The organism is Lentzea sp. NPDC004789, from assembly GCF_053601075.1.
This window is the reverse complement of record NZ_JBSGBE010000019.1, coordinates 1-24,348: the sequence shown is the minus strand read 5'-3', so window position 1 is coordinate 24,348 and position 24,348 is coordinate 1. Positions and strand designations below refer to the sequence as shown.

The 24,348-nt window shown below is 70.8% G+C and carries 27 protein-coding genes; 12 read left to right on the top strand and 15 right to left on the bottom strand.

The annotated features are described in order from the left end of the window. Positions 1–20 precede the first annotated feature (20 nt). Together ACWEIJ_RS34475 and ACWEIJ_RS34470 are read left to right on the top strand one after the other, a co-directional pair. Positions 21–983: a GlxA family transcriptional regulator gene (locus ACWEIJ_RS34475; protein ID WP_449841430.1), complete on the top strand. Its 963-nt coding sequence runs from the start codon at positions 21–23 to the stop codon at positions 981–983. After that, a complete protein-coding gene (locus ACWEIJ_RS34470; RefSeq protein ID WP_449841429.1) occupies positions 983–1,603 on the top strand; it encodes a DJ-1/PfpI family protein in 621 nt (206 codons plus the stop codon). The genes ACWEIJ_RS34475 and ACWEIJ_RS34470 overlap by 1 nt, the downstream gene beginning before the upstream one ends. On the opposite strand, the gene ACWEIJ_RS34465 is transcribed toward ACWEIJ_RS34470, so the two are convergent. After that, positions 1,589–2,233: a response regulator transcription factor gene (locus tag ACWEIJ_RS34465; protein WP_355440565.1), complete on the bottom strand. Its 645-nt coding sequence runs from the start codon at positions 2,231–2,233 to the stop codon at positions 1,589–1,591. The two genes, ACWEIJ_RS34470 and ACWEIJ_RS34465, sit on opposite strands and share 15 nt — an antisense overlap. Then, the gene (locus tag ACWEIJ_RS34460; RefSeq protein WP_449841428.1) at positions 2,230–3,285 is read right to left on the bottom strand and encodes a sensor histidine kinase; all 1,056 of its coding nucleotides are present in this window, start codon (positions 3,283–3,285) and stop codon (positions 2,230–2,232) included. The genes ACWEIJ_RS34465 and ACWEIJ_RS34460 overlap by 4 nt, the downstream gene beginning before the upstream one ends. Positions 3,286–3,384: 99 nt before the next feature. On the opposite strand from ACWEIJ_RS34460, the gene ACWEIJ_RS34455 reads away from it, so the two are divergent. Then, positions 3,385–4,245 carry an ABC transporter ATP-binding protein gene (locus ACWEIJ_RS34455; RefSeq protein WP_449841427.1) on the top strand — a complete coding sequence of 287 codons (861 nt, stop codon included), beginning with the start codon at positions 3,385–3,387 and terminating at the stop codon, positions 4,243–4,245. Then, positions 4,245–5,060, top strand: a complete 816-nt coding sequence (locus ACWEIJ_RS34450; protein ID WP_449841426.1) for a hypothetical protein — start codon at positions 4,245–4,247, stop codon at positions 5,058–5,060. The genes ACWEIJ_RS34455 and ACWEIJ_RS34450 overlap by 1 nt, the downstream gene beginning before the upstream one ends. 380 nt (positions 5,061–5,440) lie before the next feature. On the opposite strand, the gene ACWEIJ_RS34445 is transcribed toward ACWEIJ_RS34450, so the two are convergent. The 4 genes from ACWEIJ_RS34445 to ACWEIJ_RS34430 form a co-directional block, all read right to left on the bottom strand. Then, positions 5,441–6,478: a molybdopterin-dependent oxidoreductase gene (locus ACWEIJ_RS34445; RefSeq protein ID WP_449841425.1), complete on the bottom strand. Its 1,038-nt coding sequence runs from the start codon at positions 6,476–6,478 to the stop codon at positions 5,441–5,443. Next, entirely contained in the window at positions 6,475–7,071 is a 597-nt protein-coding gene (locus tag ACWEIJ_RS34440) for a class I SAM-dependent methyltransferase (protein WP_449841424.1), read from the bottom strand. Before ACWEIJ_RS34440 ends, ACWEIJ_RS34445 begins: the two co-directional genes overlap by 4 nt. A 109-nt stretch (positions 7,072–7,180) precedes the next feature. Further along, complete coding sequence (locus ACWEIJ_RS34435) at positions 7,181–7,837, bottom strand: TIGR04282 family arsenosugar biosynthesis glycosyltransferase (protein WP_449841423.1); 657 nt, start codon at positions 7,835–7,837, stop codon at positions 7,181–7,183. Beyond that, entirely contained in the window at positions 7,834–8,472 is a 639-nt protein-coding gene (locus ACWEIJ_RS34430; RefSeq protein ID WP_449841422.1) for a glycosyltransferase family 2 protein, read from the bottom strand. Before ACWEIJ_RS34430 ends, ACWEIJ_RS34435 begins: the two co-directional genes overlap by 4 nt. A gap of 121 nt (positions 8,473–8,593) precedes the next feature. Between ACWEIJ_RS34430 and ACWEIJ_RS34425 the strand changes: the two genes are divergently transcribed. Further along, complete coding sequence (locus tag ACWEIJ_RS34425) at positions 8,594–9,760, top strand: hypothetical protein (RefSeq protein ID WP_449841421.1); 1,167 nt, start codon at positions 8,594–8,596, stop codon at positions 9,758–9,760. Here the strand turns inward: ACWEIJ_RS34425 and ACWEIJ_RS34420 are convergent. From ACWEIJ_RS34420 to ACWEIJ_RS34405, 4 genes are all read right to left on the bottom strand, one after another. Next, complete coding sequence (locus tag ACWEIJ_RS34420; RefSeq protein ID WP_449841420.1) at positions 9,746–10,780, bottom strand: NAD-dependent epimerase/dehydratase family protein; 1,035 nt, start codon at positions 10,778–10,780, stop codon at positions 9,746–9,748. The two genes, ACWEIJ_RS34425 and ACWEIJ_RS34420, sit on opposite strands and share 15 nt — an antisense overlap. Before the next feature lie 52 nt (positions 10,781–10,832). Next, complete coding sequence (locus ACWEIJ_RS34415; RefSeq protein WP_449841419.1) at positions 10,833–12,149, bottom strand: HAMP domain-containing sensor histidine kinase; 1,317 nt, start codon at positions 12,147–12,149, stop codon at positions 10,833–10,835. Then, positions 12,146–12,799, bottom strand: a complete 654-nt coding sequence (locus tag ACWEIJ_RS34410; RefSeq protein ID WP_449841586.1) for a response regulator transcription factor — start codon at positions 12,797–12,799, stop codon at positions 12,146–12,148. The genes ACWEIJ_RS34415 and ACWEIJ_RS34410 overlap by 4 nt, the downstream gene beginning before the upstream one ends. A gap of 101 nt (positions 12,800–12,900) precedes the next feature. Beyond that, positions 12,901–14,016 (bottom strand): beta-1,3-glucanase family protein, encoded by a 1,116-nt coding sequence (locus tag ACWEIJ_RS34405; RefSeq protein WP_449841418.1) that lies wholly within the window; start codon positions 14,014–14,016, stop codon positions 12,901–12,903. A 134-nt stretch (positions 14,017–14,150) separates the two neighbouring features. Here ACWEIJ_RS34405 and ACWEIJ_RS34400 point away from each other — a divergent pair, with 134 nt between their 5' ends. Further along, positions 14,151–15,122, top strand: coding sequence for an alcohol dehydrogenase catalytic domain-containing protein (locus tag ACWEIJ_RS34400; RefSeq protein WP_449841417.1), 972 nt, complete (start codon positions 14,151–14,153; stop codon positions 15,120–15,122). A 188-nt stretch (positions 15,123–15,310) separates the two neighbouring features. Here ACWEIJ_RS34400 and ACWEIJ_RS34395 read toward each other — a convergent pair whose 3' ends face one another. Further along, positions 15,311–15,601, bottom strand: a complete 291-nt coding sequence (locus tag ACWEIJ_RS34395) for a muconolactone Delta-isomerase family protein (RefSeq protein ID WP_449841416.1) — start codon at positions 15,599–15,601, stop codon at positions 15,311–15,313. 75 nt (positions 15,602–15,676) lie between these two features. Here ACWEIJ_RS34395 and ACWEIJ_RS34390 point away from each other — a divergent pair, with 75 nt between their 5' ends. The 3 genes from ACWEIJ_RS34390 (at position 15,677) to ACWEIJ_RS34380 (ending at position 17,749) form a co-directional block, all read left to right on the top strand. Next, positions 15,677–16,609, top strand: coding sequence for a LysR family transcriptional regulator (locus ACWEIJ_RS34390; protein WP_449841415.1), 933 nt, complete (start codon positions 15,677–15,679; stop codon positions 16,607–16,609). Positions 16,610–16,715: 106 nt separating this feature from the next. Then, a complete protein-coding gene (locus ACWEIJ_RS34385; protein ID WP_449841414.1) occupies positions 16,716–17,414 on the top strand; it encodes an SDR family NAD(P)-dependent oxidoreductase in 699 nt (232 codons plus the stop codon). A gap of 2 nt (positions 17,415–17,416) precedes the next feature. After that, complete coding sequence (locus ACWEIJ_RS34380; RefSeq protein WP_449841413.1) at positions 17,417–17,749, top strand: hypothetical protein; 333 nt, start codon at positions 17,417–17,419, stop codon at positions 17,747–17,749. Here ACWEIJ_RS34380 and ACWEIJ_RS34375 read toward each other — a convergent pair. Genes ACWEIJ_RS34375 through ACWEIJ_RS34360 form a run of 4 tightly spaced genes read right to left on the bottom strand, consistent with a single transcriptional unit; the run spans position 17,746 to position 21,714 of the window. Next, a complete protein-coding gene (locus tag ACWEIJ_RS34375; RefSeq protein WP_449841412.1) occupies positions 17,746–20,064 on the bottom strand; it encodes a glycoside hydrolase family 65 protein in 2,319 nt (772 codons plus the stop codon). The two genes, ACWEIJ_RS34380 and ACWEIJ_RS34375, sit on opposite strands and share 4 nt — an antisense overlap. Beyond that, complete coding sequence (locus ACWEIJ_RS34370) at positions 20,061–20,738, bottom strand: HAD family hydrolase (protein WP_449841411.1); 678 nt, start codon at positions 20,736–20,738, stop codon at positions 20,061–20,063. Before ACWEIJ_RS34370 ends, ACWEIJ_RS34375 begins: the two co-directional genes overlap by 4 nt. Before the next feature lie 7 nt (positions 20,739–20,745). Next, entirely contained in the window at positions 20,746–20,988 is a 243-nt protein-coding gene (locus tag ACWEIJ_RS34365; RefSeq protein ID WP_449841410.1) for a hypothetical protein, read from the bottom strand. Positions 20,989–21,012: 24 nt separating this feature from the next. Continuing rightward, positions 21,013–21,714 carry a VIT1/CCC1 transporter family protein gene (locus ACWEIJ_RS34360; protein ID WP_449841409.1) on the bottom strand — a complete coding sequence of 234 codons (702 nt, stop codon included), beginning with the start codon at positions 21,712–21,714 and terminating at the stop codon, positions 21,013–21,015. A gap of 23 nt (positions 21,715–21,737) precedes the next feature. Here ACWEIJ_RS34360 and ACWEIJ_RS34355 point away from each other — a divergent pair, with 23 nt between their 5' ends. The 3 genes from ACWEIJ_RS34355 to ACWEIJ_RS34345 all read left to right on the top strand — a co-directional run bounded on the left by ACWEIJ_RS34355 (position 21,738) and on the right by ACWEIJ_RS34345 (position 23,826). Then, on the top strand, positions 21,738–22,697 hold the full coding sequence (locus tag ACWEIJ_RS34355) for a zinc-binding alcohol dehydrogenase family protein (RefSeq protein WP_449841408.1): 960 nt from the start codon (positions 21,738–21,740) through the stop codon (positions 22,695–22,697). A gap of 99 nt (positions 22,698–22,796) precedes the next feature. Then, positions 22,797–23,441: a hypothetical protein gene (locus ACWEIJ_RS34350; protein ID WP_449841407.1), complete on the top strand. Its 645-nt coding sequence runs from the start codon at positions 22,797–22,799 to the stop codon at positions 23,439–23,441. An 82-nt stretch (positions 23,442–23,523) separates the two neighbouring features. Continuing rightward, positions 23,524–23,826: an iron-sulfur cluster biosynthesis protein gene (locus ACWEIJ_RS34345; RefSeq protein ID WP_449841406.1), complete on the top strand. Its 303-nt coding sequence runs from the start codon at positions 23,524–23,526 to the stop codon at positions 23,824–23,826. Positions 23,827–24,348: the final 522 nt, after the last annotated feature.

The following is a 24,348-nucleotide window of genomic DNA, read 5'->3' as shown; positions in this document are numbered from 1 at the left end:
GTGATGAGGAAAGTGGAGGTGTGGGGAATCTGAGGGAAATAGTCGTGGTCGGTTACGACCGCACGGCGTTGCTGGATCTGGCGGGACCGATCGAGGTGTTCCAGGCGGCGAACCACGGCCAGGAGAGGTACCGGGTCACCCTGGCGACGCTCGGGGGCGTGCCGTTCACCGCCACCGCGGGGGTGCGGATCGAGGCCGGGGCGGACCTGCGCACGCTCGACCGGGACGTCGACACGCTGCTGGTCGTCGGCGGCTGGGGGTACGACGAGGCCGCGACGGACGCGGTGCTCACCTCGAACCTGCGGCGGCTCGCGCTGCGGTCGCGGCGGGTCGCGGGCGTCTGCACGGGCGCCGTGGTGCTGGCCGGGGCGGGGTTGCTCGAAGGGCGGCGCGCCACGACGCACTGGGCGTTCACCGGCGAGCTCGCGAACCGCGGGGTCGAGGTCGAGCCGGACGCGATCTTCGTGTGCGACGGGCAGGTCGCCACGTCGGCGGGGGTGACGGCGGGCATCGACCTGGCGCTCGCGATGGTCGAGCAGGACCACGGACCGGCGCTCGCCCGCCGGATCGCGCAGTACCTGGTCGTCTTCCTGCAGCGCTCGGGCGGCCAGTCGCAGTTCAGCGTGCACACGCGGTCGAAGCCGGTGTCGGACGACTCGCTGCGGGCGTTGCTCGACGACATCCACGCCGACCCGACGCGCGAGTGGACGGTGCCGGTGATGGCGCGCAAGGCGATGATGAGCGTGCGGCACTTCGCCCGCGTCTTCTCCCGCAACGTCGGCGTCTCGCCCGCCCAGTACGTCGAACGGGCTCGCGTCGAGGCCGCGGCCGACCGGCTGGCGAGCACCGGTGACCCGCTGGACCTCGTCGCCCGCGAGGCGGGGTTCGGCTCGGCCGAGACCCTGCGCCGGGCCTTCCTGCGCGTGCTCGGCGTGTCGCCGGGCAGCTACCGCGCCCGTTTCCGGACCACCGGGGTTGCCTGATGGACGCGACTTTCGTGCTCTACCCGAACATGACCGCGCTCGACTTCGTCGGGCCGTTCGAGGTGCTCGGCTCGGTGCCGGCCGTGTCCACGCGGTTCGTGGCCGCGTCGCCGGCACCGGTGAAGTCCGACAACGGCTTGGTCGTGATGCCGACCGACACGTTCGACACGCTCAGGTCGACCGACATCGTGGTGGTGCCGGGCTCCGGGTACTGGCGCGAGCTGCTGAAGGACTCCGGTGGCGTGGTCGAGTGGCTGCGGGCCGTGCACCCGACGACGAAGTGGACGACGTCGGTGTGCACCGGGTCGACGCTGCTCGCCGAGGCCGGCCTGGTGACGAGGGCGACCACGCACTGGGCCGCGCGCGAGGACCTCTCCGTTCGCGGCGTCGAGGTGTCGACGGACCGGGTGGTGTTCGACGGCAAGATCGTCACCGGCGCGGGCGTGTCCGCGGGCATCGACATGGCGTTGCGGCTGGTCGAGGCCGAGTTCGGGGAGGTGGTGGCGCAGACCCTGCAGGCCGCCATCGAGTACGACCCGCAGCCGCCGCGCGCCTACGACTCGATCCCGCCGGAGATCGCGCAGGGCCTCAAGGCGGTGTTCGACTCACGTCAGGCCTGACTGCACGGCGAACACCACGAGCTGGGCGCGGTCGCGTGCGCCCAGCTTCACCATCGCCCGCGACACGTGCGTCCGCACCGTCGCGGGCGAGATCACCAGCCGGGCCGCGATCTCGTCGTTGGACGCGCCGGACGCCACGTGCCGCATGATCTCCCGCTCGCGTTCGGTCAGCTTGTCCAGGTGCGGCACGGGCCGCGCCGACGCACCGGAGGCGAACCGGTCGATCACCCGGCGCGTGACCGACGGCGAGAGCAGCGAACCGCCGTCGGCGACGACGTGCACCGCGCGCAGCAGGTCCGTCGGATCGGAGTCCTTCACCAGGAACCCGGACGCGCCGGTGCGCAGCGCCTCGAACACGTACTCGTCGAGGTCGAACGTCGTCAGCATGACGATCCGGACGTCGGCGCAGGACGGGTCGGCCGAGACGCGGCGCAGCACCTCCAGGCCGTCCATCAGCGGCATCCGGATGTCCAGGAACACCACGTCGGGCTTCACCGACTGGATCAGCGCCAGCGCCTCGCGCCCGTCGGCGGCCTCACCGGCGAACCCGACGCCGTCCTCGGTCTCGATCAACGTCCGCAGTCCCATCCGGACCAGCGGCTGGTCGTCGGCCACCACCACGCGAATCATGAGGGCAACGGTATCCGGGCGGTCACCCGGAAACCGCGGGTCACGTCGACTTCGAGCGTGCCGTTCAGCGCCTCGGCCCGCGAGCGCATGCCGGTGATGCCGTGGCCCTCGGCGAACGGGCCGGGCGTGCCGGTGTCGGCCACCTCGACGACCAGCTCGCGTCTGACCGAGTACACGCGCACCGACGCCGTGACGCCGGGGGAGGAGTGGCGCAGCACGTTGGTCAGCGACTCCTGCACGATCCGGTACACGGCCAGCTGAACGTTGTCCGGCAGGTCCGGCGCGTCGACCTCGACCGAGACCACCAGCCCGGCCTCGCCCATGCGCGAGGCCAGTGCCGGGATGTCGGCGAGCGAGATCGCCGGCCGCAGCGGTGCCGAGCCGCGCAGGGTGTCCAGTTCGGACCGCAGCCCGTCGAGCGCTTCCTTCGACGTGTCGCGGATGGCCTCCAACGAGGCGCGCGCCTTCGCCGGATCCTTGTCGAGCACGTACAAAGCGACGCCCGCCTGCATCGCGATCACCGACAGCCCGTGGCCCACGACGTCGTGGACCTCCTGGGCGAGCCGCAGCCGTTCGGACACCACGGCGTGCTCCCGAGCGTCCACAAGGGACCGTCGGCGCAGCTTCATCAGCACGCCCGCCGCGGCCGGCAGCAGGATCCAGCCCGCCGCCCAGGTGATCCACGAGGTCACCGAGTCGTGCCACCACGGCAGGATCGCCAGCGCGTACAGCACCGCGCACCCGGCGGCCAGTTCGAGCGACGAGTACAGGGCCACGGCGTACGTCGCGGCCACCCCGCTCAGCAGGATCGGCCCGAACGGGTAGCCCAGCGCCAGGTACACCGCGATGGCGGCGGTGGTCAGCCCGAACGTCCACAGCGGACGGACCGAGCGGAACAGCAGACCCCCGGCCGCCACCGCGACGAGCAGGAGGGCGAGGACGTCGAGGGGAGCCGCGCCCTGCAGGCGTGCGGCGAACCGCGTGCCCACGAGGCCGAAGAACAGCAGCGCCACCGTCAGCGCGATGTCCTGCCACTTGATCCTGAACCGCATGGTGCCGACGATACGACCGCCGGCGTACGCAGATGTGCGTATCTTCATGACGCTCCGGAGCGGACGACTCCCGGCGCTCGCGGGACCACTGTTGGACCCATGATCGTGACGACGGAGAAGCTGACGAAGCGCTACGGCGACCGCGCCGTGGTGGACGAGGTCAGTCTGTCCGTGCGGCGGGGCGAGGTCTACGGGTTCCTCGGTCCCAACGGCGCGGGCAAGACGACCACGATCCGCATGCTGCTGGGGCTCGTGCGGCCCACCAGCGGCACCGCGACGGTGCTAGGTGAGGCACCGGGCACCCCCGGGGCGTTGCTCAAGGTCGGGTCGCTGATCGAGGGACCGGGTTTCTACCCCTACCTGTCCGGCCGCGACAACCTGCGCGTGCAGGCCGCTCGCCGGGGCGCGGGCAGGACTGAGGTGGAGGCCGCCCTGGAGCAGGTCGACCTGGTGGCCGCCGCGGGGGAGAAGTTCCGCCGCTACTCGCTCGGCATGAAGCAACGGCTCGGGGTCGCCGCCGCGCTGCTCGGCCGGCCGGAGCTGCTGATCCTGGACGAGCCGACCAACGGCCTCGACCCGGCGGGCATGGCCGACATGCGCGACCTGGTGCGCGCGTTGGCCGCCCAGGGGCAGACGGTGCTGCTGTCGAGCCACCTGCTCGGCGAGGTCGAGGAGATCTGCGACCGGGTCGGCGTGATCTCGCAGGGCCGGCTGGTCGCCGAGAGCACGGTCGAACAGCTGCGCGGCGACAGCGTGCTGCTGGTCCGCGCCGACCCGATCGAGAAGGCGCACGTGCTGATCGAGGGCAGCTCGCGGCACGGCGACGTGCTGCACGTGCGCGAGTCGGACGCGGGAGCGCTGGTGCGCGCGCTGGTCCACGCCGACGTGGACGTGCAGGAGGTCCGGCCGCTGCGCCGGACGTTGGAAGAGGTCTTCTTCGAGATGACGGGAGCGGCGTGATGGGCAGCGTGAAGGCGGAGCTGCTGCGGTTGTGGAAGTGGCCGGCGACGTGGGTGCTGATCGGCGTCTGGCTGGTGATGACGCTGACGTTCGGCTACGTGTTCAACTACCTGGCGCTCAACGGCGGCACGAACACACGGGCCATGTCCGGGCAGCAGCTGATCAGCGCGATGCAGCCGGAGAACGTCGGCGCGGCCGTCGTGCGCGGCCTGCCGATGTTCGGCGGCGCGATCATCCTGGTGCTGGCCGCGCTGGCGGTGGGCAGCGGTTACGGCTGGGGCACCTGGAAGACCACGCTGACCGCCGGTCCGCGCCGGGTGTCGGCGATGGCCGGCACGCTCGGCGCGCTGGCTATCATCGTGGTGGTGCTGGTGGCGCTGACGTTCGTCGTCGACCTGGGCGCGGCCGTGACGGTGGCGTCGGTGGAGGGCTGGGACTGGAGCCTGCCGGGTGTCGACGTCTTCGAGGCTCTCGGCGCGTCACTGCTGATCGCCGCCATGTGGACGGGGTTCGGCGTGTTCCTCGGCGTGGTCACCAAGGGTCCCGCGCTGGCCGTCGGCCTCGGCCTGATGTGGGCGATCGTCACCGAGAACCTGTTGCGCGGCGTCGGTTCCCTGCTCGGGCCGGTCGAGTCGCTGACCGACGTCCTGCCCGGTGGTTCCGCGGGCAACCTGGCCGGTGCCGTCGGCGGATCCGGCGCCCCCGGCGTGCTGACCTCGCTCAGCGGCACCACCGCGGCCCTGTTCCTGGCCGGCTACGTGGTGTTCTTCGTCGGCGCGGCGACGTTGCTGAAGGTGCGCCGCGACCTCGTATAGGGCCACGGCGGCCCAGACGACGCCGAGCACGACCGCGACTCCGGTGGGGTAGTCGCGGTCGTGCAGCCCCGGGTTGACCGGGCCGCCGTACCGCCGCCACAGCAACGGGACCGCGAGGATCGCGACGACGCCGGTGGTGACGAGCCCGATGCCGATGGACGCTCGTTTGACGACGAAGCCGGACGCGCCGACCAGCGGGGCGATCAGGAAGTCGTGCAGCACCACGCCGCCGGCCAGCCAGACCAGCAGTTCGACGGTGACCTGGGGGAGCAGCAGCCAGGCGCCCCACGCGCCCAGCGCCACGCCCGCCGCACCGAGTGCGGCCCTCGCGACAGTGCTTCCGCTGACGTGGGCCCCGCCCGCGAGCCGAGTGCGGTCCTTCATCCCCGCACCTCCAGCGACGTGACCCACTTCGTCTGCAACACGCCTGGCCGGTTCGGGGCGATGATCCGGCACGGGTAGCCGTGGTCTGGGCTGAGCTCCTCACCGTTCAGCCTCAGGGCGAGCAGCGTCAGCGGGTCCTGCGCGAACGCCTCGGGCAGCGTGGTCGCCCGGTACAGCCCGTCCTTCTCCAGCGACTCGACCCTGATGTCGCCTCCTCCGACGAGATCGGCGACCCGGACGCCGGTCCACGTCGCGTTCTGGCTCCACCCCTCGACGCACGCGATCGGCAGCTCGACGGTGGTCTGCGGCAGGGCGTTGAGCTCCGCCAGCGAGTAGGTCCTCGCGCCGGCCTTCAGCCGCCAGTCCGGAGGCACCACGATGTTCGCGGCTTTCGCCGTCCGGTTGACCGGCAACGCCTTGTTCGAACGCCACGCCAGCACCGAGATGTCGCGCAGCCACGGCACCGTGACACCGGCCGTGGCGACGACCGCGACTCCGGTGGTGAGCGCGGTGGTGCGCAGGAAGGCCCGGCGGGACAGGACGGTCGTCTCCTCGGACCGCGGTTCGAGTGAGCGCCGGACGAGGGGGATCTTGACGGCGATGTGGACCAGCAGCGCGCCGATCGCGATGTACGCCACCGCGTAGTGGGTGGTGGGGAAGTAGAACGACCACGGGTAGTTCTGCGCGGCGTTGAACAACCCCGTGGTCAGCTCGAAGAACGACGCCGCGACCAGCACGAGGATCGAGCCCCGCTCCAGCGCGTGCGGCACGGACTTCACGAGCGGCCGTTCGAACAGCTTGGGGTAGACGGTCCACAACTTGGCCAGCAGCAACGGGATCGACGCGACCCCGGAGATGACGTGCACCCCTTGCGTGACGCGGTAGAGGTCGACGGGCCGGGTCGGCCACGGCCAGTCGTGCTGCACCCCGTGGCTCGCGAGCCCGGTGACGAAGCACAACCCGAACGTGATGCCGAGCCACGTGCCGACGCGGCTCGTGACGCCCGTGTGGTGGGCGGGGGACCGGAATCTCACAGCTTCTCCCAGCACGCGAACCAGCGCCCGGCGCTTTCCCGTTGCCACAGCAGGAAGAACCCGTCGGCCGGCAGGGACTCCGCGTCGCTGCAGGCCCACGGGAACCACCGGCCGAGCGAGCCGCGCGTCCGCACCCGGGCCCGGCCCGTCGTCAGCCCGGACCCCGGCTGTTCCACCTCGGCGACGACGGTGCCGCTGGGTTTGAGCAGTTGCCGCACGCGGCGCAGGAGTGCCGCCGGGTCGCCACCGATGCCGATGTTGCCGTCGGCCAGCAGCACGTGGTGCCAGCGTCCCTCGCCGGGCAGCGGGTCGAACACGTCGCGCCGGATCGCGGTGCCGCCGCGGGCGGTGGTGCGCCGGATCGCCTCGGCGGAGACGTCGACGCCGAGCGCCTGGACGCCGCGGCTCAGCAGGGCGGCGACGAGGCGGCCGGGACCGCAGCCGACGTCGAGGGTGGGGCCGGTGCAGGCGTCGAGCAGGACGGCGTCGCCGCCGGTGGCGTCGGCCTGCCAGCGGGCGACGGAGAGCTCGCGGGGGCCGGAGGGCAGGTCGAGCCAGCTGGGGTGGCCCTGGAGGGCCTGGTCGAACATCATCGCGGCACCGCCGGGTGGGTGACAGCCGAAAATTGTCGGTGCCGGCTGGGAGAATGGAACCAGGGGACCCCTCCGGAGGGGACCCCTGCGCGAGCGTGCGGGGCGGACTTCATCGGGTCACCGCCGCGATGTCCGCGAGCGCCGTGGCGAACCGGCTCGCCGGTGCCTGCGCGGCGACGGCGCGGGCGTCGGCCATCGTGTCCACATCGGACAGCATCGGCAGAGACTCCACCCGCACCCCCACACCCCGCACCTTCAGGCCGCGCAACGCCGCCAGCGTCCGAACGCCCGTGTCCGCGCGCGACATCGGCACGTCCCGCAGCACCTCGGCCCCCAGCGGGTCTCGCAACCCCAGCGCCCACCACCCTCCGTCCAGCGCGAACCCGAGCGCCGCCTCCTCGAACTCCGCGCACGACGCCAGCAGCGACGGCGTCACCTGCGGCGTGTCCATCCCGATCTGCAGCACCGGCATCCCGAACCGCGCGACGTCCGCGTGCGCGTTGGCCAGCCGGTCCGCGAACGCCAGGCCCCGCTGCGGAATCACCACGCACTCGGCCAGCGCGTCCCGCACGTCCGGGCGCCGCACCTCCCCGGCCAGCGCCACCACCGGTACCGCGCCCGGCGCCGACACCGCGGCCGACAGCGTGTCGAGCAGTGCGGCCGCCGCCACCTCCGCCGCCTCCTCCGGCGACAACGGCGGGCACAGGCGCGTCTTGACCGCGCCGGGGACCGGGGACTTGGCCATGATCAGCAGGCAGAACCTCATCGCAGCACCCCCGCCATGTCCCGCGCCGCCCGCAGCGTGCCGCGCACCGAGCCCGAGACCTTGGACCGCGTCCCGGCCGCCCGCGGGCCGTACGTCACGGCGACCTCGCGCACCCGCCACCCCGCCTCCGCCGCGCGCACCAGCAGTTCCAGCGGATAGCCGAACGCGCGGTCGCGCACGTCCAGTGCCAGCAACGCCTCACGCCGACACACCCGCAACGGCGCGATGTCGTGCACGGCCAGACCGCGGCGGCGCAGGAGTGCGGCGATCACGGCGTTGCCCGCACGCGCGTGCCAAGGCCACACACCAGGGGACACCGGCATGCGCCGGCCCACCACCAGATCGGCATCGGCCAGCAGCGCGGCCATCGCGGGCAGCTCGCCCAGGTCCAGCGAACCGTCGGCGTCGGCGAACGCCACCAGCTCCGAGGTGGCCGCGAGCAGGCCGGTGTGCACGGCGGCGCCGTAGCCGCGGCGAGATTCGTGCACCACGAGGGCACCATGAGAGGCGGCGACCGCGGGCGAACCGTCGACAGAACCGTTGTCCACGACGATCGCGCGGTAGCCGGAAGGCAGGGAGGCGAGGACCGCGGGCAGTGCGGCGGCCTCGTCCAGGCAGGGCAACACGACATCCATGCGTCCACCCTGGACCATCGGAAAGTGTTGTGGTGCTTACGGAATTGTGACGCACGAAAGAGTTCTTACGATTGTCTTGCGTGGCCTGCGCGCACCCGCGCGACCCCCTAGGTTGGGCGCGGTGCGTCTAGTCATCGCCGGTCTGCTCGTCGCCGCGGCCGTCATCGCCGGGCTGGTCATCAACGCCCACGACCAGAACCTCATCTACGCCGCCGCAGCCCCGCTCTTCGGCAACTGGCAGCCCCACGTCGGTCCCGGCACGCCCGCGGCCGTCCTGATCGCGTTCCTCGTGATCGCCAAGGGACCAGAGCTGGCACAGCACCGCTGGGCGCTGCCGATCGCCTACGCGACCGCGACGGCGTTCACCTTCTCGCTGGCGATGATCGACGGCTGGGACCGGTTCGTCACCCGGCTCACCACCGAGGACGAGTACCTGCACGAGGTACCGGGCGTCACGGACATCCCGGCGATGCTGCGGGGGTTCGCCGCGCGCATCCCGGACTTCCAGCCGGACTCGTGGACCACGCACGTCTCCGGGCACCCGCCGGGCGCGTTGCTCACGTTCGTCGCGCTGGACCGCATCGGGCTCGGCGGAGGGGCGGCCGCGTCGATCTTCTGCGTCCTGATCGGGGCACTCGCCGTGGTAGCGGTTCCCAAGGCCATCAACGACAACGCGGTGCTGCCGTTCCTCGTGCTGTTCCCCGGCGCGGTGTGGGTGGGGGCGTCGGCGGACGGCATGTTCCTGGGCGTCGCGGCCGTCGGGATCTACCTGCTGACCAGGTGGCCGCTGCTGGGCGGCGTCGTGCTGGGCTGGTGCGTGTTCCTGTCGTACGGCCTGGTGCTGCTCGCCCCGCTCGCGATCGTCGCGGTGGGCAGGAGGATCGGCTGGGCGGTCGCGGGCGCGCTCGCCGTCGTCGCCGCGTTCGCACTGGCCGGTTTCTGGTGGCTCGACGGCTACGAGCTCGTGAAGATCCGCTACTACCAGGGCATCGGCGCCACCAGGCCGTACTGGTACTGGGTCTGGGCGAACCTGGCGGCGCTCGCACTGGTCATCGGCCCGGCCGGGATCAGGGGACTGCGCAAGGACAAGTGGATCGTCGCGGCCGGGCTCGCGATCCTCGCCGCGGACCTGTCCGGCCTGAGCAAGGCCGAGACCGAGCGGATCTGGCTGCCGTTCGCGATCTGGCTCCTCGCCGGCACGGCGAAGCTCGGCCACCGGAGGAGGTGGCTCACCGCCCAGGCCGTCACGGCACTGGCGGTGAACCACCTCGTGCTAACGAACTGGTGAGCGCTGCGCGGAGAACGCGAACTCCCGCACACCCTCGGTGAACCCGACCCGGGCCTCGAAACCCAGCACGTCCAACGCCTTCGCGGGGGACGCGACCACGTGCCGCACGTCGCCCGGCCGCGCGCCGCCCACGATCGACGGCGTCGGCCCGTCGCACGCCTCGGCCAGCGCGAACGCCAGCTCGCCGATCGTGTGCGGTGAGCCGGAGCAGACGTTCACCGCCTCGAAACCGGGCCGGGGCGAGGACAATGCCAGGAAGTTGGCCCGCGCCACGTCGGTGACGTGCACGAAGTCCCGCCGCTGCCGCCCGTCCTCCATCACCCGCGGCGCGTCACCGTTCTGCAGGGCCGACCGGAAGATCGACGCGACCCCGGCGTACGGGGTGTCGCGCGGCATCCGCGGGCCGTAGACGTTGTGGTACCGCAACGCCCACACGCTGCCGCCGGTCTGCCTGGCCCACGCGGCGGCCAGGTGCTCCTGCGCCAGCTTCGTGGCGGCGTAGGTGCTGCGCGGGTCCAGCGGCGCGTCCTCGGGCACCAGTTCGGGCACCAGGAAGTCACCGCAGAAGCAGCGCGGCTCGTAGAGGCCCTGGGCCAGATCGGCGGCGGACCGTTCCGCCCGCACGACGCCGTGCGACAGGCACCGGTACCGCCCCTCGCCGTAGACGACCATCGACGACGCCAGCACCAGCCGCGACACCCCCGCCCGGTGCATCTCGGCCAGCAGCACCGCCGTGCCCAGGTCGTTGTGCCGGGCGTACGAAGGCGCGTCGAACGGATCGACGCCGTGCCCGACCATCGCGGCCTGGTGGCACACGGCGTCCACAGTGGACAGAAGTGGTCGCAGGACCTCGGGAGACGTGACGTCGCCGACCACCAGTTCGTGGTCCAGCGACGGAACAGAGCCGTGCGCCTCGGGCAGCAGCGCGTCGAGCAGCACGCACTCGTGCCCCTGGCCGGCCAGCTCGTCCGCGACGTGCGACCCGATGAACCCGGCCCCGCCGGTGATCAGTACTCGCATGGCACGACCGTAGGGCCGCAAACGACCCCCGACGCTCCCCGAGCCGATGACGTCAGAACTCCGTAAGCTCCACGACGAACCGCGAACCGCGCGGCGAGCGGTCCTCGACCCACACCCGCCCGCCCAGCCGGTGCACGTGCTCGCGGACCAGCGCGAGCCCGAGCCCGCTGCCCGTGTCGTCACCCCTGCTGCCCGCCATCACGCCGCGCGCGAACCGCTCGAAGATCTGCTCCCGCAACTCCGGCGGCACCCCGGGCCCGGCGTCCTCCACCTCCAGCCGCACCGCCCGGCCCCGGCTTCGCACCGACACCAGCACCGCTCCGCCCGCGTGCCGCTCGGCGTTGTCCAGCAGGTTCGTCAGCACCCGGTCCAGCCGCCGCCGGTCACCGCGCACCACCGCGGGTTCGAGGTCCATCGGCACCTCGGTGCGGGTCGCGATCACGTTGCGCACCAACGCGTCCAGCGCGATCTCCTCCGGCGGCGGGTCGTCGGTCTGGTCGGCGCGGGAGATCTCCAGCAGGTCCACGACCATCCGCGCGAACCGGTCGACCTCGGAGGTGAGCAGCTCCAGCGCGGTCCCGGCGGTGCCCGGCAGGTGCTCTCGCCGGCGCCGCAGCACCGCGCCCGCGTTGACCATCGTCGTCAACGGCGACCGCAGCTCGTGCGACACGTCCGAGGCGAACCGGGCGTCCCGCAACGCCCGTTGCTCCAACGCGTGCGCCGTCGAGTTGAACTTCGCCGCCAGCGCGGCCAGGTCCGGGTCGTCCTGGTCGGGCAGCCGGGCCCCGAGATCGCCGCCCGCGATCCTGCCCGCGGCGGAGCTCAGTTCCGCCAGCGGTTTCAGCGCCCGCTTCGACGCCCACGAGCCCAGCGCGGCCCCGAGCAGCGCCGACCCGATCGTGCCCGCGATCAGCACCGCGCTGAGGAACCCGAACGTCCGGTCCAGCTGCTGCAACGGGAACAGCTCCACGTAGACGGCGTTGCCCGCCACCGGCAGCGTCACGGCGATGACGGACAGCCCTTCCACGGTGATCCGCTCCTGGCCGGGTGGATGTGCCACGAGCTCCGCCGGCAGCTCGGACGGCTCGACCTCGCGGCCCGCCGACACCAGCCCCGTCGGGGTGAGCACCAGGATCGACGAGTCGGGGCCGGTGGTGAGCCCGGTCAGCAGCTCGTCCAGTCCCGGCGAGGACAGCGACTTCTCCACCAGCCGCACGTTCACCTCGGCCTGCCGCGTAGCGCTGGCCTCCCGTTGGCGCAACATGTACCCCGAGGCGAGGTTCCAGGTCGCGAACGCCAGCACGCTCGTCACGACCAGCAGGCCGAAGCCGAACGACAGCGTCACCCGGCAGCGCAGCGTGAGTCTCACGAGCGGATCCGGTACCCGGTGCCGCGCACCGTGAGCAGCAACGCCGGCTCGTCCGGGTTCGCCTCTATCTTGCGGCGCAGTCTCCTTATGTGCACGTCGAGCAGTCGGGTGTCACCGAAGTAGTCATATCCCCAAACCTTTTGCAGCAACTGTTCCCTGGTGACGATTCGTCCGCCCGCACCAGCGAGTTCGAGCAGCAGCCGGAATTCGGTTCTGGTGAGGTGAACGCGTTCGCCCGCTCGGTGCACGAGTCCTTCCTGCGGACGGATTTCCAGATCACCGATCCGAACGGCTTCCCGGCCGGGTCCGCGCCGGCGCAACAACGCGCGGATCCGGGCCGCGAGAACACTCGCCATCAACGGTTTCGTGACGTAGTCGTCCGCGCCCGCCTCCAGCCCGGCGATCACGTCACGGGCGTCGGTGCGAGCGGTCACGACGATTATCGGCAGGTCACCGCGGGATCTGAGGGTTCGCACGACCTCCAGGCCGTCCATGCCGGGCAGCGTGAGGTCGAGCAGCATCACGTCGAACGACTCCGTCTCCAAACGCCGTAACGCCTCTTCCCCCGAACCGGCCTCGTCAACGGTGAAATCCTCGTCCGACAAGGCGAGGCTCAACGCCTGCCGGATTCGCTCGTCGTCTTCGACCATCAGGACCTGTACGCACACAACGACTCCACTGTGTGAGAGCCGCGGCGACGGCGTCTCATCACAGTGGAGCGAAAGTCGATCAAAAGCAAGAAAGCTTCGGTTCAGAATGCTGTCAGCGTGACTTTGGCCGAACGCGGGTTCGGTTCGTGAACAAGCGACTCGAACGCGCCGACGTCGTCGAACGCGAACCCGTACGCCTTGCCGTCGACCATGTTGGCGTGCACGATCCGCGAGTAGTGGTTGGTGGTCGACCGCGTGTAGAACTGGCTCGCGTCGTACGTCGGCTGGGTGTGGATGAACCCGAGCGTCGAGCGGTTCAGCGCGGCGCACAGCGACCGGGAGATCGCGCCGACGTCGTTGTTCGGCGCGGCGAGCCGGCCGTCGCAGTTGAAGACGTCCCGCGTCGACGGCTGCTCGAACGACGCGACCTGCTGGCCCGCCGTGTCGGTGAAGCGCAGCACGCCACCGCTGGTGCGGCCGGTGAACTTGCGGTTCGGCTCGTTCTGGTACGGCACCACGGTGAGCGGCGTGTTCTGGTAGGTCGCCCAGGTGCTGCTGACGTAGCTGGAGAAGTACGAGCTGGAGAACACGCCCGCGTCGAGGCCCTTGCTGGGGTTCAGCACGCGCAGGCGGGTGCCGTCACTCCGGGTGTAGATCAACCGCGCCCAGTCGCCGCCGAGCTGCTGGTGCTGGTCGAAGACGCGGTTGCGTCCTCCGGCGACCAGCTGGCCGGTCTTCTTCGTGGTGCCCGCCTGGGACGTCGCCTCGACCGCGTGCGGGACGGCGAACATGTCGACCTGCGAGCTGTTCAGCCACAACCCGCCGCCGTTGTAGGTGAACTCGCTCCAGTCGAACAGGATGTCGCGGTTCGGGTCACCGGCGGCCCACGGCGCCGGCTGCACCAGCCCGCCCGGCACCAGACCGAACTTCAGCTTGTCCCGGAAGGACATGTAGAGCCGGCCGCCCGCGAGGTTGATCGGAATCTGCAGGGTCCGGCTGCCGCCGTTGGCCGGGCCGGGGATCGAGACGTCCGGCGCGGGGACGGGCGGGACCGCCCCGCCGGACCAGGCGGTGAACTGACCGTTCGCGTTGACGTACCCGAGCCTGCCGTTCATCTCGCCGGTGACGTACAGGAAGACGGCGTCGCCACGGCCGGAGTTGTTCGTGACGGTGAGCGGGAGCAGGTTCGGTGGTGCCGCGTGCACTGGTGCAGACATCGTTGTCAGCCCAAGTAGGGCCGATGTCGCGAGCAGCAGGAGCTTGCGCATCGGACTATCTCCTCACTGAGACAGGGTCGTGAGAGCGCTCCCATGGTCAGCGTGATCGTGTCGATATGTCAAGAATGGTTCTCATGCGCGCGTTGACGGTGGATCTTGCACGACCCGGCTCTTTGTCGTTGACCGAACTGCCCGATCCGGAGCCGGGACCAGGTGAGCTGCTGGTCGAGGGTCTGGCCATCGGGATCTGCGGGACGGACCGCGAGATCGTGCGCGGCGAGTTCGGCACGGGCGGGAAGCTCGTGATCGGACACGAGTCGCTGGGACGGGTGATCAGCGGGCCGGGCTTCGAGCCGGGGTCGCTGGTGGCGGGGGTGGTGCGGCGGCCGGACCCGGTGCCGTGCGTGGCGTGTGCGCGCGGGGAGTTCGACATGTGCCGGAACGGGCAATACACCGAGCGCGGTATCACCGGGATCGACGGCTACGGCTCGACGTTGTGGACGGTCCCGTCCGAGTACGCCGTGGGCGTCAGCTCGTCGACGGGTGTGCTCGTGGAACCGGCTTCGGTGGTCGTCAAGGCCTGGGAGCGGCTGGATCGGCTCGCCCTGGTCCCGTTCGAGAGCGTGCTCGTGACTGGGGCCGGCCCGATCGGGCTGCTGGCGGCGTTGATCGGCGTGCAGCGAGGGCTCGACGTCCACGTGTTCGACCTCGCGGCGGACGGCCCGAAGCCCGAGCTGGTGGAGTCGCTCGGCGCCACCTACCACCGCGAGCTGCCCGATCACCCGGTCGTGATCGAGGCGACCGGGGCACCCCGGCTCGTGGCCCGGTTGCTCGGGCGGGACCTGGTGTGCCTGACCGGGGTGCCGTCCACCGAGGTCGTTCCGGTCGACCTCGGCCAGGCGAACCGGGATCTGGTGCTGCGCAACGGGATCGTGTTCGGGACGGTCAACGCCAACGTGCGGCACTACCGGGAGGCCGCCGCCGTGCTCGACCGCGCGGACGACGCCTGGCTGTCCGGGATGATCACTCGGCGAGTGCCGCTGGAGTCCTGTGCGGAGGCGTTCGAGCAGCGGCCGGGAGACGTGAAAGTGGTGCTGCAGCTGTGAGGACGATCGCCGCGGCCAGCAGCAGGGCCCGGTCGTAGCCGTGGTGCAGCAACGGGGCGGCGAGCAGCGGACTGGCGATGCCGAGGAACGTGCCGCCGAAGAGGACCACGCCGAGCAAGGCGGTTCCGTCGACGAGCGCGGGCAGCGCGATGCCCACCGCATGCACGGCGCGGCCCCGGCCCGCACGCTCACGAACGGCCCGGATCGTTCGGGTGGGACTGGACGGCGGTGACGTGGAAGGTCATCCACGGGCTCAGCGGGAGCGTGCCGAGGACGTTCGCGTGGAGGTCGTCCTCGTCGTCGGCCCGCCACAGGCCGATGCTGCGCATCTCGCCGATCGGCCGCCACAACCGGACCAGGTGACCGCTCGCCGCGAGCTCCTTCGCCCGGACGGCTTCCCGTGCCCGCAGGCGGTCCACTTCGGACTGGCTCGTGCCGTCGGGGAGCTCGGTGGTGATCTCGACGATGAACTCTCTCATGCGCCCATCGTCCGACCGGCGCGCCGCGGTGGCCACGACCGGCTTTCTCCTGCGTGGGAGGCTCAGCCTCCTAGGATGCGGGGCGTGGAACTGCGCCAGCTCCGGTACTTCCTCGCGGTCGCCGAAGAGCTGCACTTCGGCCGGGCCGCGGCGCGCCTGCTGATCGCCGGACCGTCGTTGTCGCAGCAGATCAAGGCCCTCGAACGCGACCTCGGCGTGCCGCTGTTCGCCCGCGACCGGCGCACCGTCGCCCTCACCGCCGCCGGTGCCGCGCTGGTGCCGGAGGTGCGCGCGTTGCTGGAGCGGGCCGACGAGCTGCAACGCCACGCGCAGCAGTTGTCCGGGTCGCAGCCCGTGCGGATCGGGTACGTGAACTGGCTGCCGCCGGACCTCACCGCGCGCACGGCCGGGGTCGCGCAGCTCTACGTCGACGCGTGGGTCGTGCCGTCGCACGCGCAGGCCGCGCGGGTCGCGGACGGCAGCCTCGACCTGGCGGTCTGCTGGATCCGCGGGGCCGACGTCGCCGAGCTCGGCCTGGCCGCGCGGCTGCTCGGCGCCGACCGGCTCTACGCGGTGTCGGTCGGCACCGACACGAGTCCGGTGCGCGCCGAGGACATCGCCGTGCTGGTGGACGACGACGTCACGTCGTGGCAGTCGTGGAACTCCTACGCCCAGGAGTTCGCCGGGGACACAGGTGCACGGGTCGTGCGCATCCACAACGGCGCGATCACCGGGCCCGCGTTCTTCGACCACGTGCGGTCGTGCACGACACCGGTGCTGAACTCGCCGAAGGGCCAGACCTCGCCCCTGCCACCGGATCTCGTGCAACGGCCGGTCGTCGACCCGGAGCCGCTCTGGACGTGGTCGCTCGTCCGTCGCGCCGACGAGGTGCGGACGGCCGTGCTGGCGGCCGCCGAGGCCATCACGCGGGACGTCGGCGATCTCGGCCTGCACCGCGACGGCGTCTGGCTGCCCGCGGACGACCCCTGGCGTGCGGTGGGAGGCTGAGCCTTCCACGAAGGAGAAAACAGGTCGCAATTCCGCGAAATGCGGCGGAAGTGCGGGCCGTTGTGGCTGTCAGTTCCACTTCTTCTCCTTTGAAAGCGAGTCGGAAATGACGAACAAGGTTGCTGTCGTCACGGGTGCTTCTCAGGGAATCGGCGCGGCACTCGTGCCCGCCTTCCGGAAGCTCGGCTACTCGGTCGTGGCGGTGTCGCGCTCCGTCGAGCCCTCGGACGATCCAGAGGTGCTGACGGTCCGCGCCGATCTCGCGCGGCCCGGCGAGGGCGCACGGGTGGTGGAGGAAGCGCTTGCGCGGTTCGGCCGGGTCGACACGCTGGTCAACAACGCCGGGATCTTCGTCGCCAAGCCGTTCACCGAGTACACCGACGAGGACTTCGCCGCCGTGATCGGCACGAACCTGGTCGGGTTCTTCGACATCACGCGCAGCGCGGTCGCCGCCATGGACGACGGCGGCCACGTGGTCAACGTGTCGACGACGCTCGTCGACCACGCGTTGTCCGCGGTGCCGTCCGCGCTCGCGTCGCTGACCAAGGGCGGTCTGAACGCCGTCACCAGGTCGCTCGCCGTCGAGTACGCGACGCGGAACATCCGGTTCAACACGGTCGCGCTCGGCATCATCCGCACGCCGATGCACGCACCGGAGACCCACGAGGCGCTGGCCGGGCTGCACCCGGTCGGGCGGATCGGCGAGATCTCCGACGTCGTCGACGCGATCACCTTCCTGGAACAGGCCGGCTTCGTGACGGGCGAGATCCTGCACGTCGACGGCGGCCAGAGCGCGGGGCACTGATCATGATCAAGACCGTGATGGACCGGTGGAAGGACGCCGTGGACGCGCACGAACCCGAGCGCGTGGCCGCGAACTTCACCGAGGACGCGATCTTCCAGGGCCTGCACCCGTACGGGGTCGGCCGGAACGCCGTCGCCGAGTACTACGATTCCCAGCCCATCGGGATGAAAGCAGAGTACGAGGTCGTGGAAACACGACAGCTCGCCGACGATCTGGTCCTCGGTTATCTGGACGTCGAATTCTCGTTCGCCGACCGGCCGGCGATCAACGTGAAGCTGAGCGTGATCGTCAAGGGAGACCTGATAGCGCACTACCAGGTCTCCCGCCTGACCTAGTGCCGGCGCGGCTCCCGGCCGAACGGCGACTTCGGTCGTTCGAGCTCGGGAGCCGCCGGGATCGGCACGGTCACGGGCGCGTCCGCGGTGATCGTGATCGGCTCGCCGTGGTGCCTGGTCTTCAGCTCGGTGCCGTCCACGATCCGGTAGGTGGCCTCGGATCCGGTCACGTCCACGGAGATCCTGGTGCCGCGGAAGCACATCCGGAACGAGAACCGCGTGAGCGACTCCGGCAGGCGCGGCGCGAAGGTCAGTTCACCGCCGTGGTCCCGCATGCCGCCGAAGCCTGCCACCAGCGCCATCCACGCCCCCGCCAGCGAGGCCATGTGCAGGCCGTTGTTGACGTTGTCGTGCAGGTCGTGGAGATCGGTGTAGGCGGCCTCGACGAGGTAGTCGAACGCGAGGCCCAGGTGGCCGACCTCGGCCGCCAGCACGGCCTGCGTACCCGCCGACAACGACGAGTCGCGCACGGTCCGCGCCTCGTAGTAGGCGAAGTTGCGGGCCTTCTGGTCCTTCGTGAACGCGTCACCGCGCACGTGCATGGCGAGCACGAGGTCCGCCTGCTTCACGACCTGCCGCCGGTAGAGGTCGAAGTACGGGAAGTGCAGCAGCAGCGGGTACTTCTCCGGCGGGGTGTTCTCGAAGTCCCACTCCGCGTGCTTGGTGAAGTTGTCCGCCTGCGGATGCACCTGCAGCATCTCGTCGTACGGGATCGCCATCGCGTCGGCAGCCCTCCGCCACGCGGCGATCTCCTCTTCCGCGGCATCACCGGGGTTGCGTTCCGCGGCGTCGGCGGCGGCGCGCAGGTTCTGCTGGGCGATCAGGTTGGTGTAGACGTTGTTGTCGACGATCGCCGAGTACTCGTCCGGGCCCGTGACACCGTCGATGCGGAACCCGTCGTGCTGGTCGTGGTGTCCGAGCGACATCCACAGCCGTGCGGTCTCCACGAGGATCTCGGTGGCCTGGTCGCGGTCGAAGCACTCGTCGCCGGTGGCGTTGAGGTACTGCTGGGTGGCGTACGCGACGTCGCCGGAGACGTGGAACGCGGCCGTGCCCGCCGGCCAGTACGCGCTGCACTCGGCGCCGTTGATCGACCGCCACGGGAACGCGGCTCCCTTGAGCCCCAGCACCTTCGCGCGGTCGCGGGCTTTGTCCAAAGTGGAGTGACGCCAGCGCAGCGCGTCGCGGGCGGCGTCGGGCAGCGTGTAGGTGAGGACCGGGAGCACGAACATCTCGGTGTCCCAGAACGCGTGCCCGTCGTAGCCCGGTCCGGTGAGACCCTTGCCCGGAATGGCACGGGTTTCGCCGCGGGCACCGGCCTGCAGGATGTGGAACAGCGCGAACCGGATCGCCTGCTGCAGCTCGTCGTCGCCCTCGATCTCGATGTCGGCGACCTGCCAGAAGTCGTCCAGGAACGCCCTCTGCTCCTGCAGCAGGCCCTCCCAGCCGGTCTGGCAGGCACCGGAGAGCGCCGCCTCGACCTGGGCGCGCAACGCCGGTGTGGAGCGCTTGCCGGACCAGCCGTAGCCGAGGTACTTGGTGAGCTTGAGGCAGCTGCCCGCCTTGACGTCCACGGCCGCGGTGAACCTCGCGAGGTCGGCCTCGGCGCGGATCTCCGTGCGGATGTCGAGACCGCCGTCGACGTCGATCTCGTGGTCCATCGCCGCGGCCATCCGCAGACCGGACACCTTGGTGTGGTGGCACAGCACGGCCCGCGACTTCTCGGCCATCGTGAAGTCGTTCACCAGCGGGGCGTCCAGCGCGGCGGCGACGCGGGGATCGTTGGTGCGGTGGATGGTCGGCTCGTTGGCGAGCAGGTCGGACTGGACGACGAGCTGCACGTCGTCCATCGGCTCGACCTCGTAGCGGATCGCGGCGACCGCGCGCTGGGTGAACGACACGAGCCGTTCGCTGCGCACGATCACGCGGCGGCCGGTCGGTGACTCCCAGACCGTGCGGCGGCGCAGCGTGCCGGAGCGGAAGTCGAGGACGCGCTCGTGCTCGATCGCGTTGCCGTAGCGCATGTCCAGCGGCTCGTCCTCGACCAGCAGCCGGATGATCTTGCCGTCGGTCACGTTGACGACGGTCTGGCCGGCCTCGGGATAGCCGTAGCCCGCTTCCCCGTACGGCAGCTGGTGTTCCTCGTAGTAGCCGTTGAGGTACGTGCCGGGCAGACCGCGCGGTTCGCCCTCGTCCAGCGTGCCGCGCAGGCCGATGTGCCCGTTGGCCAGCGCGAACGTCGACTCGGTCCGGTGCAGCTGGTCCACGGCGAGGCCCTGCCAGCGCAGCGCCCACGGTTCGATCGTGTAGCTCATGACAGCAGCTCGTCCAGCTCGTCGACGACCACGTCGGCGCCGTTGGTCTTGAGCGCGTCCGCCTGGTGGCCGCGGTCCACGCCGACGACGAACCCGAAACCGCCGTCGTGCCCCGCCTTCACGCCCGCGAGCGCGTCCTCGAACACGGCGGCCTGCTCCGGTGGCGTCTTCAGCCTTCTGGCGCCTTCGAGGAACGAGTCGGGGGCGGGCTTGCCCCGCAGGTTCGACGCGGTGATGACGTTGCCGTCCACCAGCGCGTCCACGTAGTCGAGCAGGTTGCCCGCGCGCAGCACGCGCATCGCGTTGGCCGACGACGTGACCACCCCGATGGGGATGCCGGCCTGGCGCACCGCCTGCAGGTAGCGCACGGAACCGGGGTAGGGCGTGATGCCCTCCTCGTCGATGATCCGGTTGACCAGGTCGTTCTTCCGGTCGCCGATGCGGCGGATCTCGTCCTCCGGCGGCGTGAGGCCGCGCGAGGCCAGGAAGCTGCGGACACCGTCGTAGCGCGGCTTGCCGTCCACGTAGGCCAGGTAGTCCTGCTCGCTGAACGGCTGGCCCATGCCCTCGAACGTCTGCTTCCACGCCTTGCGGTGCAGGACCGCCGTGCTCGTGAGCACGCCGTCGAGGTCGAACAGCAACGCCGTGATCTTCTCCGGGATGCCGAGGCTCATGCTTCGATCATGCACCCGTCTCGTCGTCCTCGCCGCGCTCTTCTGCGCGTTCTTCCGGGCGCTCTTCCGCGAGCCGTTCATCGAGCGGACGCGGGTGGGCCTGCTCGTACTCGGTCATCCCGTACCGGTTCGACTCGGCCCAGCCCTCCTCCGGCTCGGTCTCCAGAGGGTCGTGCTTGATGTTGTCCTCGTCCAGGGCCTCGAAGTCGTCGGTGTCCTGGGAGACGTATGCGCCGCGTTCTTCACTCATGCGGTGGCAATACCCAGTTCGGCGCTATCCGATGCTTTGGCCGACCAACGCGCCGATGGCGTAGGTGACACCCATGGCGATCAGTCCACCCACGACGTTGCGGATGATCGCACGCTGCCTCGGCGCGCCGCTCAGCCTGGCGCTGACGAAGCCGGTGAGCGCGAGGGTGAGCACGGCCGCGACGACCGTGACCGGGACGCGCAGGGTGGTGCTGCTGAGGATGATCGCCGCCAGCGGGAGCAGCGCGCCGATCGTGAACGAGATGAAGCTCGCGATGGCGGCGCCCCACGGGTTGGTGAGTTCGTCCGGGTCGATGTGCAGCTCGGCCTCGGCGTGGGCGGCCAGGGCGTCGTGTTCCGTGAGCTGCTTGGCGACCTTCAGCGCGGTCGCCTCGTCGAGTCCCTTCTGCTCGTAGATCTCCTTGAGCTCTTCGAGCTCCTCATCCGGCATGTCCCTGAGCTCCTGGCGTTCCTTGGCCAGCAGGGCGCGTTCGGCGTCGCGCTGGCTGCTCACCGAGACGTACTCGCCGCTGGCCATGGACATCGCGCCGGCGAACAGGCCGGCGAGACCGGCGACGAGGATCTGCGCCTTGTCGGTGGTGGCGCCCGCGACGCCCACGACGAGGCTCGCGGTGGAGACGATGCCGTCGTTCGCGCCGAGGACTCCCGCGCGCAGCCAGTTCATCCGGTCGCCGGTGACCTCGTCGTGGGGCTCGTGGTGGCTCATTTCCGCAGGCTAACCTGGAGATCGTGCTTTCGTGGCAGACCACGCCGCTGCGTCTGGCCGACGTGCCGGTGCCGTCGCCCGCGCCGGGTGAGCTGCTGGTGCGGGTGCTCGCCTGCGGGGTGTGCCGGACCGACCTGCACGTGGTGGACGGGGATCTGCCCGTGCACCGGCTGTCGGTCGTGCCCGGACATCAGGTCGTGGGTGAGGTGGTGGTCGCGGCGGGGGATTTCCGCGTTGGTGAGCGGGTCGGAATCGCCTGGTTGCGGCACACCTGCGGGGTTTGCCGGTTCTGCTTGCGCGGTTCCGAGAACCTTTGTCCGTCGTCGTTGTACACCGGGTGGGACGCTGACGGCGGTTATGCGTCTTATGCGGTCGTTCCGGCTCCTTATGCATTAAGGCTGCCTTCCGGGTATTCGTCGGAGGCTTTGGCGCCGTTGTTGTGCGCCGGGATCATCGGGTACCGGGCGTTGCAGCGGGCCGAGGTTCCCGACGGCGGACGGTTGGGGATCTACGGGTTCGGCGGGTCCGCGCATCTGGCGTTGCAGGTCGCCGTCGCTCGCGGGTACGAGGTGCACGTGGTGACCCGGTCCGCTTCGGCGCGGGCATTGGCGTTGTCGCTGGGTGCGTCGTCGGCGTCGGCCGAGGTGCCTCCGGTGCTGCTGGACTCGGCAGTGCTGTTCGCGCCGGTGGGGACGCTGGTGCCGGCTTGCCTGGAGGCGCTCGACCGGGGCGGGACGCTGGCGATCGCCGGGATCCACCTGTCCGATGTGCCGGTGCTGAACTACCAGCGGCACCTCTTCCAGGAGCGGCAGGTCCGATCGGTCACCGCGAACACCCGCGCCGACGCCGCCGAGTTCCTGTCGTTCTGCGCCTCGCACCGGTTGTCGGTGGCCGTGCAGCCGTATCCGCTTCGTTCGGCGAACCTGGCCCTGTCGGACCTCCGCGCGGGCCGCGTGACGGGTGCGGCAGTGCTTGTCACGTGATGTTCTGCCTGCTCAGAGGCCAGATGTTCCATTTTTGTCAGACCTCCGTGGCACCATGTCGAACAGATGTTCGTCTGTGGTGTAGGAGGTAGGTCCAAGATGCAGATCGATCCCCGTCGCTGGCCGGGCCGCGTGGTGCCTTCCACCGACGCCGACGTGGACATCGCCGTCGAGTCGCTGTGCACGCGCGCCTCGTGGCCCGACGCCGACCGCCGGTGGGTGCGCCGCACGCTGGAGCCGTGGTTCAAGGTGGGCTGGAGCGTCGACGCCGTCCTGGTCGCGATCGACAAACGCCCCGACGGCACCCGCCAGGGCCGCCCCCGCTCGCGCGCGCAGGTGGCGCACGAGTTCCTGCGCGCGCGGATGATGGTGTGGACCGACGACGGCGCCCGCCTCGCCCGCCCACCTTTAACCGGCATGTCGCTGGGCGAGTGGTTCCGCGTGAACCGCCGCAACGCGCTGGTGAACTCGCGGCGTTCCCGAACCGCCCTGACCAGCGAGGGCGAGCGTGCCCGAGCCGAGTCCCGCGCCCTGGCCCACCGCCGAGACCCGGTGGAACGCAGCCGCGAGAAGGGCCGTCGCCGCGTGGAAGCACTCGACAGCCTGCTGCTGCCCGGCCAGCAGCCCCCGTCGTTCGCCGACTCGTGGCGCCTGGTCGCCGACCTGATCCCGGTCCAGCGCGTCTGCTCGACGTGCGGCCACGTCCGCAGCGAGGCACCCCGCCCAGCACACCGCGTCGCCTAGACACTTCGCCGAAAGGTGGTTGAAGCTCGGTCGGGCAGGGAACACCGGACGAGTTTCTTGTTTCCTGCCTGAAGGGGCCGACATGCTCGAAGTGACGCCGATGGCTGCCGAGGTCATCAACGAGCTGACCTCACAGTCAGCCGCCCCCAACGACGGCGTCGGCCTGCGCTTCGCCCTGGCCACCGACAACAACAGCCAAGCCGCCCTCGAACTGTCCCTGGCGGAGCCCGTCGACGGCGACGAGGTGGTGGCGGCACCCGCGGGCGCCAAGGTCATCATGGAACCGGCCGCGGCCCACTACCTGGAGGACAAGGTCCTCGACGTGCGCGAGGACTCGGAGGGCAACCCGGCCTTCGCCATCGCCCGCCAGGACCCGGAGGGCTGACGGTTCGCGCGGTTGGGCTGGGTCGGGTTGATCGCTCGCGTGATTTGGGCCGGTCGGGCTGACCGTTCGCGCGATTGGGCTGGCCGGGCCGCTCGCTCGCGCGGTGGGCTGGCCGGGCCGACTGGTCGTGCGGTTCGGCTGGGTCCGGCCGATCGCTCGCATGGTTGGGCTGGCCGGGCCGGGCTGATCGTTCGCGCGGCCGAGGTTAGCCTGCTGGGAGCGCGCGGTTGGGCCGGCCGGGTCGAGTGATGCCGTGATTGCGGCTGGCCGATGACGGCTCTGCGGCCGGGCGGGGCGATCTGCCTGTTGCTGCAGCTCTGCGGTCGGCCCACCACGTCGTCGGCTGGCAACGGCGCTTTGCCGGATCCTGGCTGGGCTGCTCACCGCATTCCGCCGGGGTGGTTGCGTTCTAGGGCGGTGACGGGTGTTGGTTGCGTCATCGCCGCTTCGCGACGATAGCGATTGGGGCTTGACTTCGGGGCCCTTGCGAGGTGCTGGTCGGCCTTCAAAAGCCGGGCTGAA

Coding starts and splice junctions, on each gene's coding strand:
- ACWEIJ_RS34435 (WP_449841423.1), bottom strand. CDS start 7,837: ATGAGGTTCTGCCTGCTGATCATGGCCAAGTCCCCGGTCCCCGGCGCG.
- ACWEIJ_RS34460 (WP_449841428.1), bottom strand. CDS start 3,285: ATGCGGTTCAGGATCAAGTGGCAGGACATCGCGCTGACGGTGGCGCTG.
- ACWEIJ_RS34465 (WP_355440565.1), bottom strand. CDS start 2,233: ATGATTCGCGTGGTGGTGGCCGACGACCAGCCGCTGGTCCGGATGGGA.
- ACWEIJ_RS34470 (WP_449841429.1), top strand. CDS start 983: ATGGACGCGACTTTCGTGCTCTACCCGAACATGACCGCGCTCGACTTC.
- ACWEIJ_RS34375 (WP_449841412.1), bottom strand. CDS start 20,064: ATGAGCTACACGATCGAACCGTGGGCGCTGCGCTGGCAGGGCCTCGCC.
- ACWEIJ_RS34390 (WP_449841415.1), top strand. CDS start 15,677: ATGCGGGGCGTGGAACTGCGCCAGCTCCGGTACTTCCTCGCGGTCGCC.
- ACWEIJ_RS34405 (WP_449841418.1), bottom strand. CDS start 14,016: ATGTCTGCACCAGTGCACGCGGCACCACCGAACCTGCTCCCGCTCACC.
- ACWEIJ_RS34440 (WP_449841424.1), bottom strand. CDS start 7,071: ATGATGTTCGACCAGGCCCTCCAGGGCCACCCCAGCTGGCTCGACCTG.
- ACWEIJ_RS34370 (WP_449841411.1), bottom strand. CDS start 20,738: ATGAGCCTCGGCATCCCGGAGAAGATCACGGCGTTGCTGTTCGACCTC.
- ACWEIJ_RS34420 (WP_449841420.1), bottom strand. CDS start 10,780: ATGCGAGTACTGATCACCGGCGGGGCCGGGTTCATCGGGTCGCACGTC.
- ACWEIJ_RS34345 (WP_449841406.1), top strand. CDS start 23,524: ATGCTCGAAGTGACGCCGATGGCTGCCGAGGTCATCAACGAGCTGACC.
- ACWEIJ_RS34365 (WP_449841410.1), bottom strand. CDS start 20,988: ATGAGTGAAGAACGCGGCGCATACGTCTCCCAGGACACCGACGACTTC.
- ACWEIJ_RS34360 (WP_449841409.1), bottom strand. CDS start 21,714: ATGAGCCACCACGAGCCCCACGACGAGGTCACCGGCGACCGGATGAAC.
- ACWEIJ_RS34395 (WP_449841416.1), bottom strand. CDS start 15,601: ATGAGAGAGTTCATCGTCGAGATCACCACCGAGCTCCCCGACGGCACG.
- ACWEIJ_RS34410 (WP_449841586.1), bottom strand. CDS start 12,799: ATGGTCGAAGACGACGAGCGAATCCGGCAGGCGTTGAGCCTCGCCTTG.
- ACWEIJ_RS34400 (WP_449841417.1), top strand. CDS start 14,151: ATGCGCGCGTTGACGGTGGATCTTGCACGACCCGGCTCTTTGTCGTTG.
- ACWEIJ_RS34450 (WP_449841426.1), top strand. CDS start 4,245: ATGGGCAGCGTGAAGGCGGAGCTGCTGCGGTTGTGGAAGTGGCCGGCG.
- ACWEIJ_RS34380 (WP_449841413.1), top strand. CDS start 17,417: ATGATCAAGACCGTGATGGACCGGTGGAAGGACGCCGTGGACGCGCAC.
- ACWEIJ_RS34430 (WP_449841422.1), bottom strand. CDS start 8,472: ATGGATGTCGTGTTGCCCTGCCTGGACGAGGCCGCCGCACTGCCCGCG.
- ACWEIJ_RS34350 (WP_449841407.1), top strand. CDS start 22,797: ATGCAGATCGATCCCCGTCGCTGGCCGGGCCGCGTGGTGCCTTCCACC.
- ACWEIJ_RS34385 (WP_449841414.1), top strand. CDS start 16,716: ATGACGAACAAGGTTGCTGTCGTCACGGGTGCTTCTCAGGGAATCGGC.
- ACWEIJ_RS34455 (WP_449841427.1), top strand. CDS start 3,385: ATGATCGTGACGACGGAGAAGCTGACGAAGCGCTACGGCGACCGCGCC.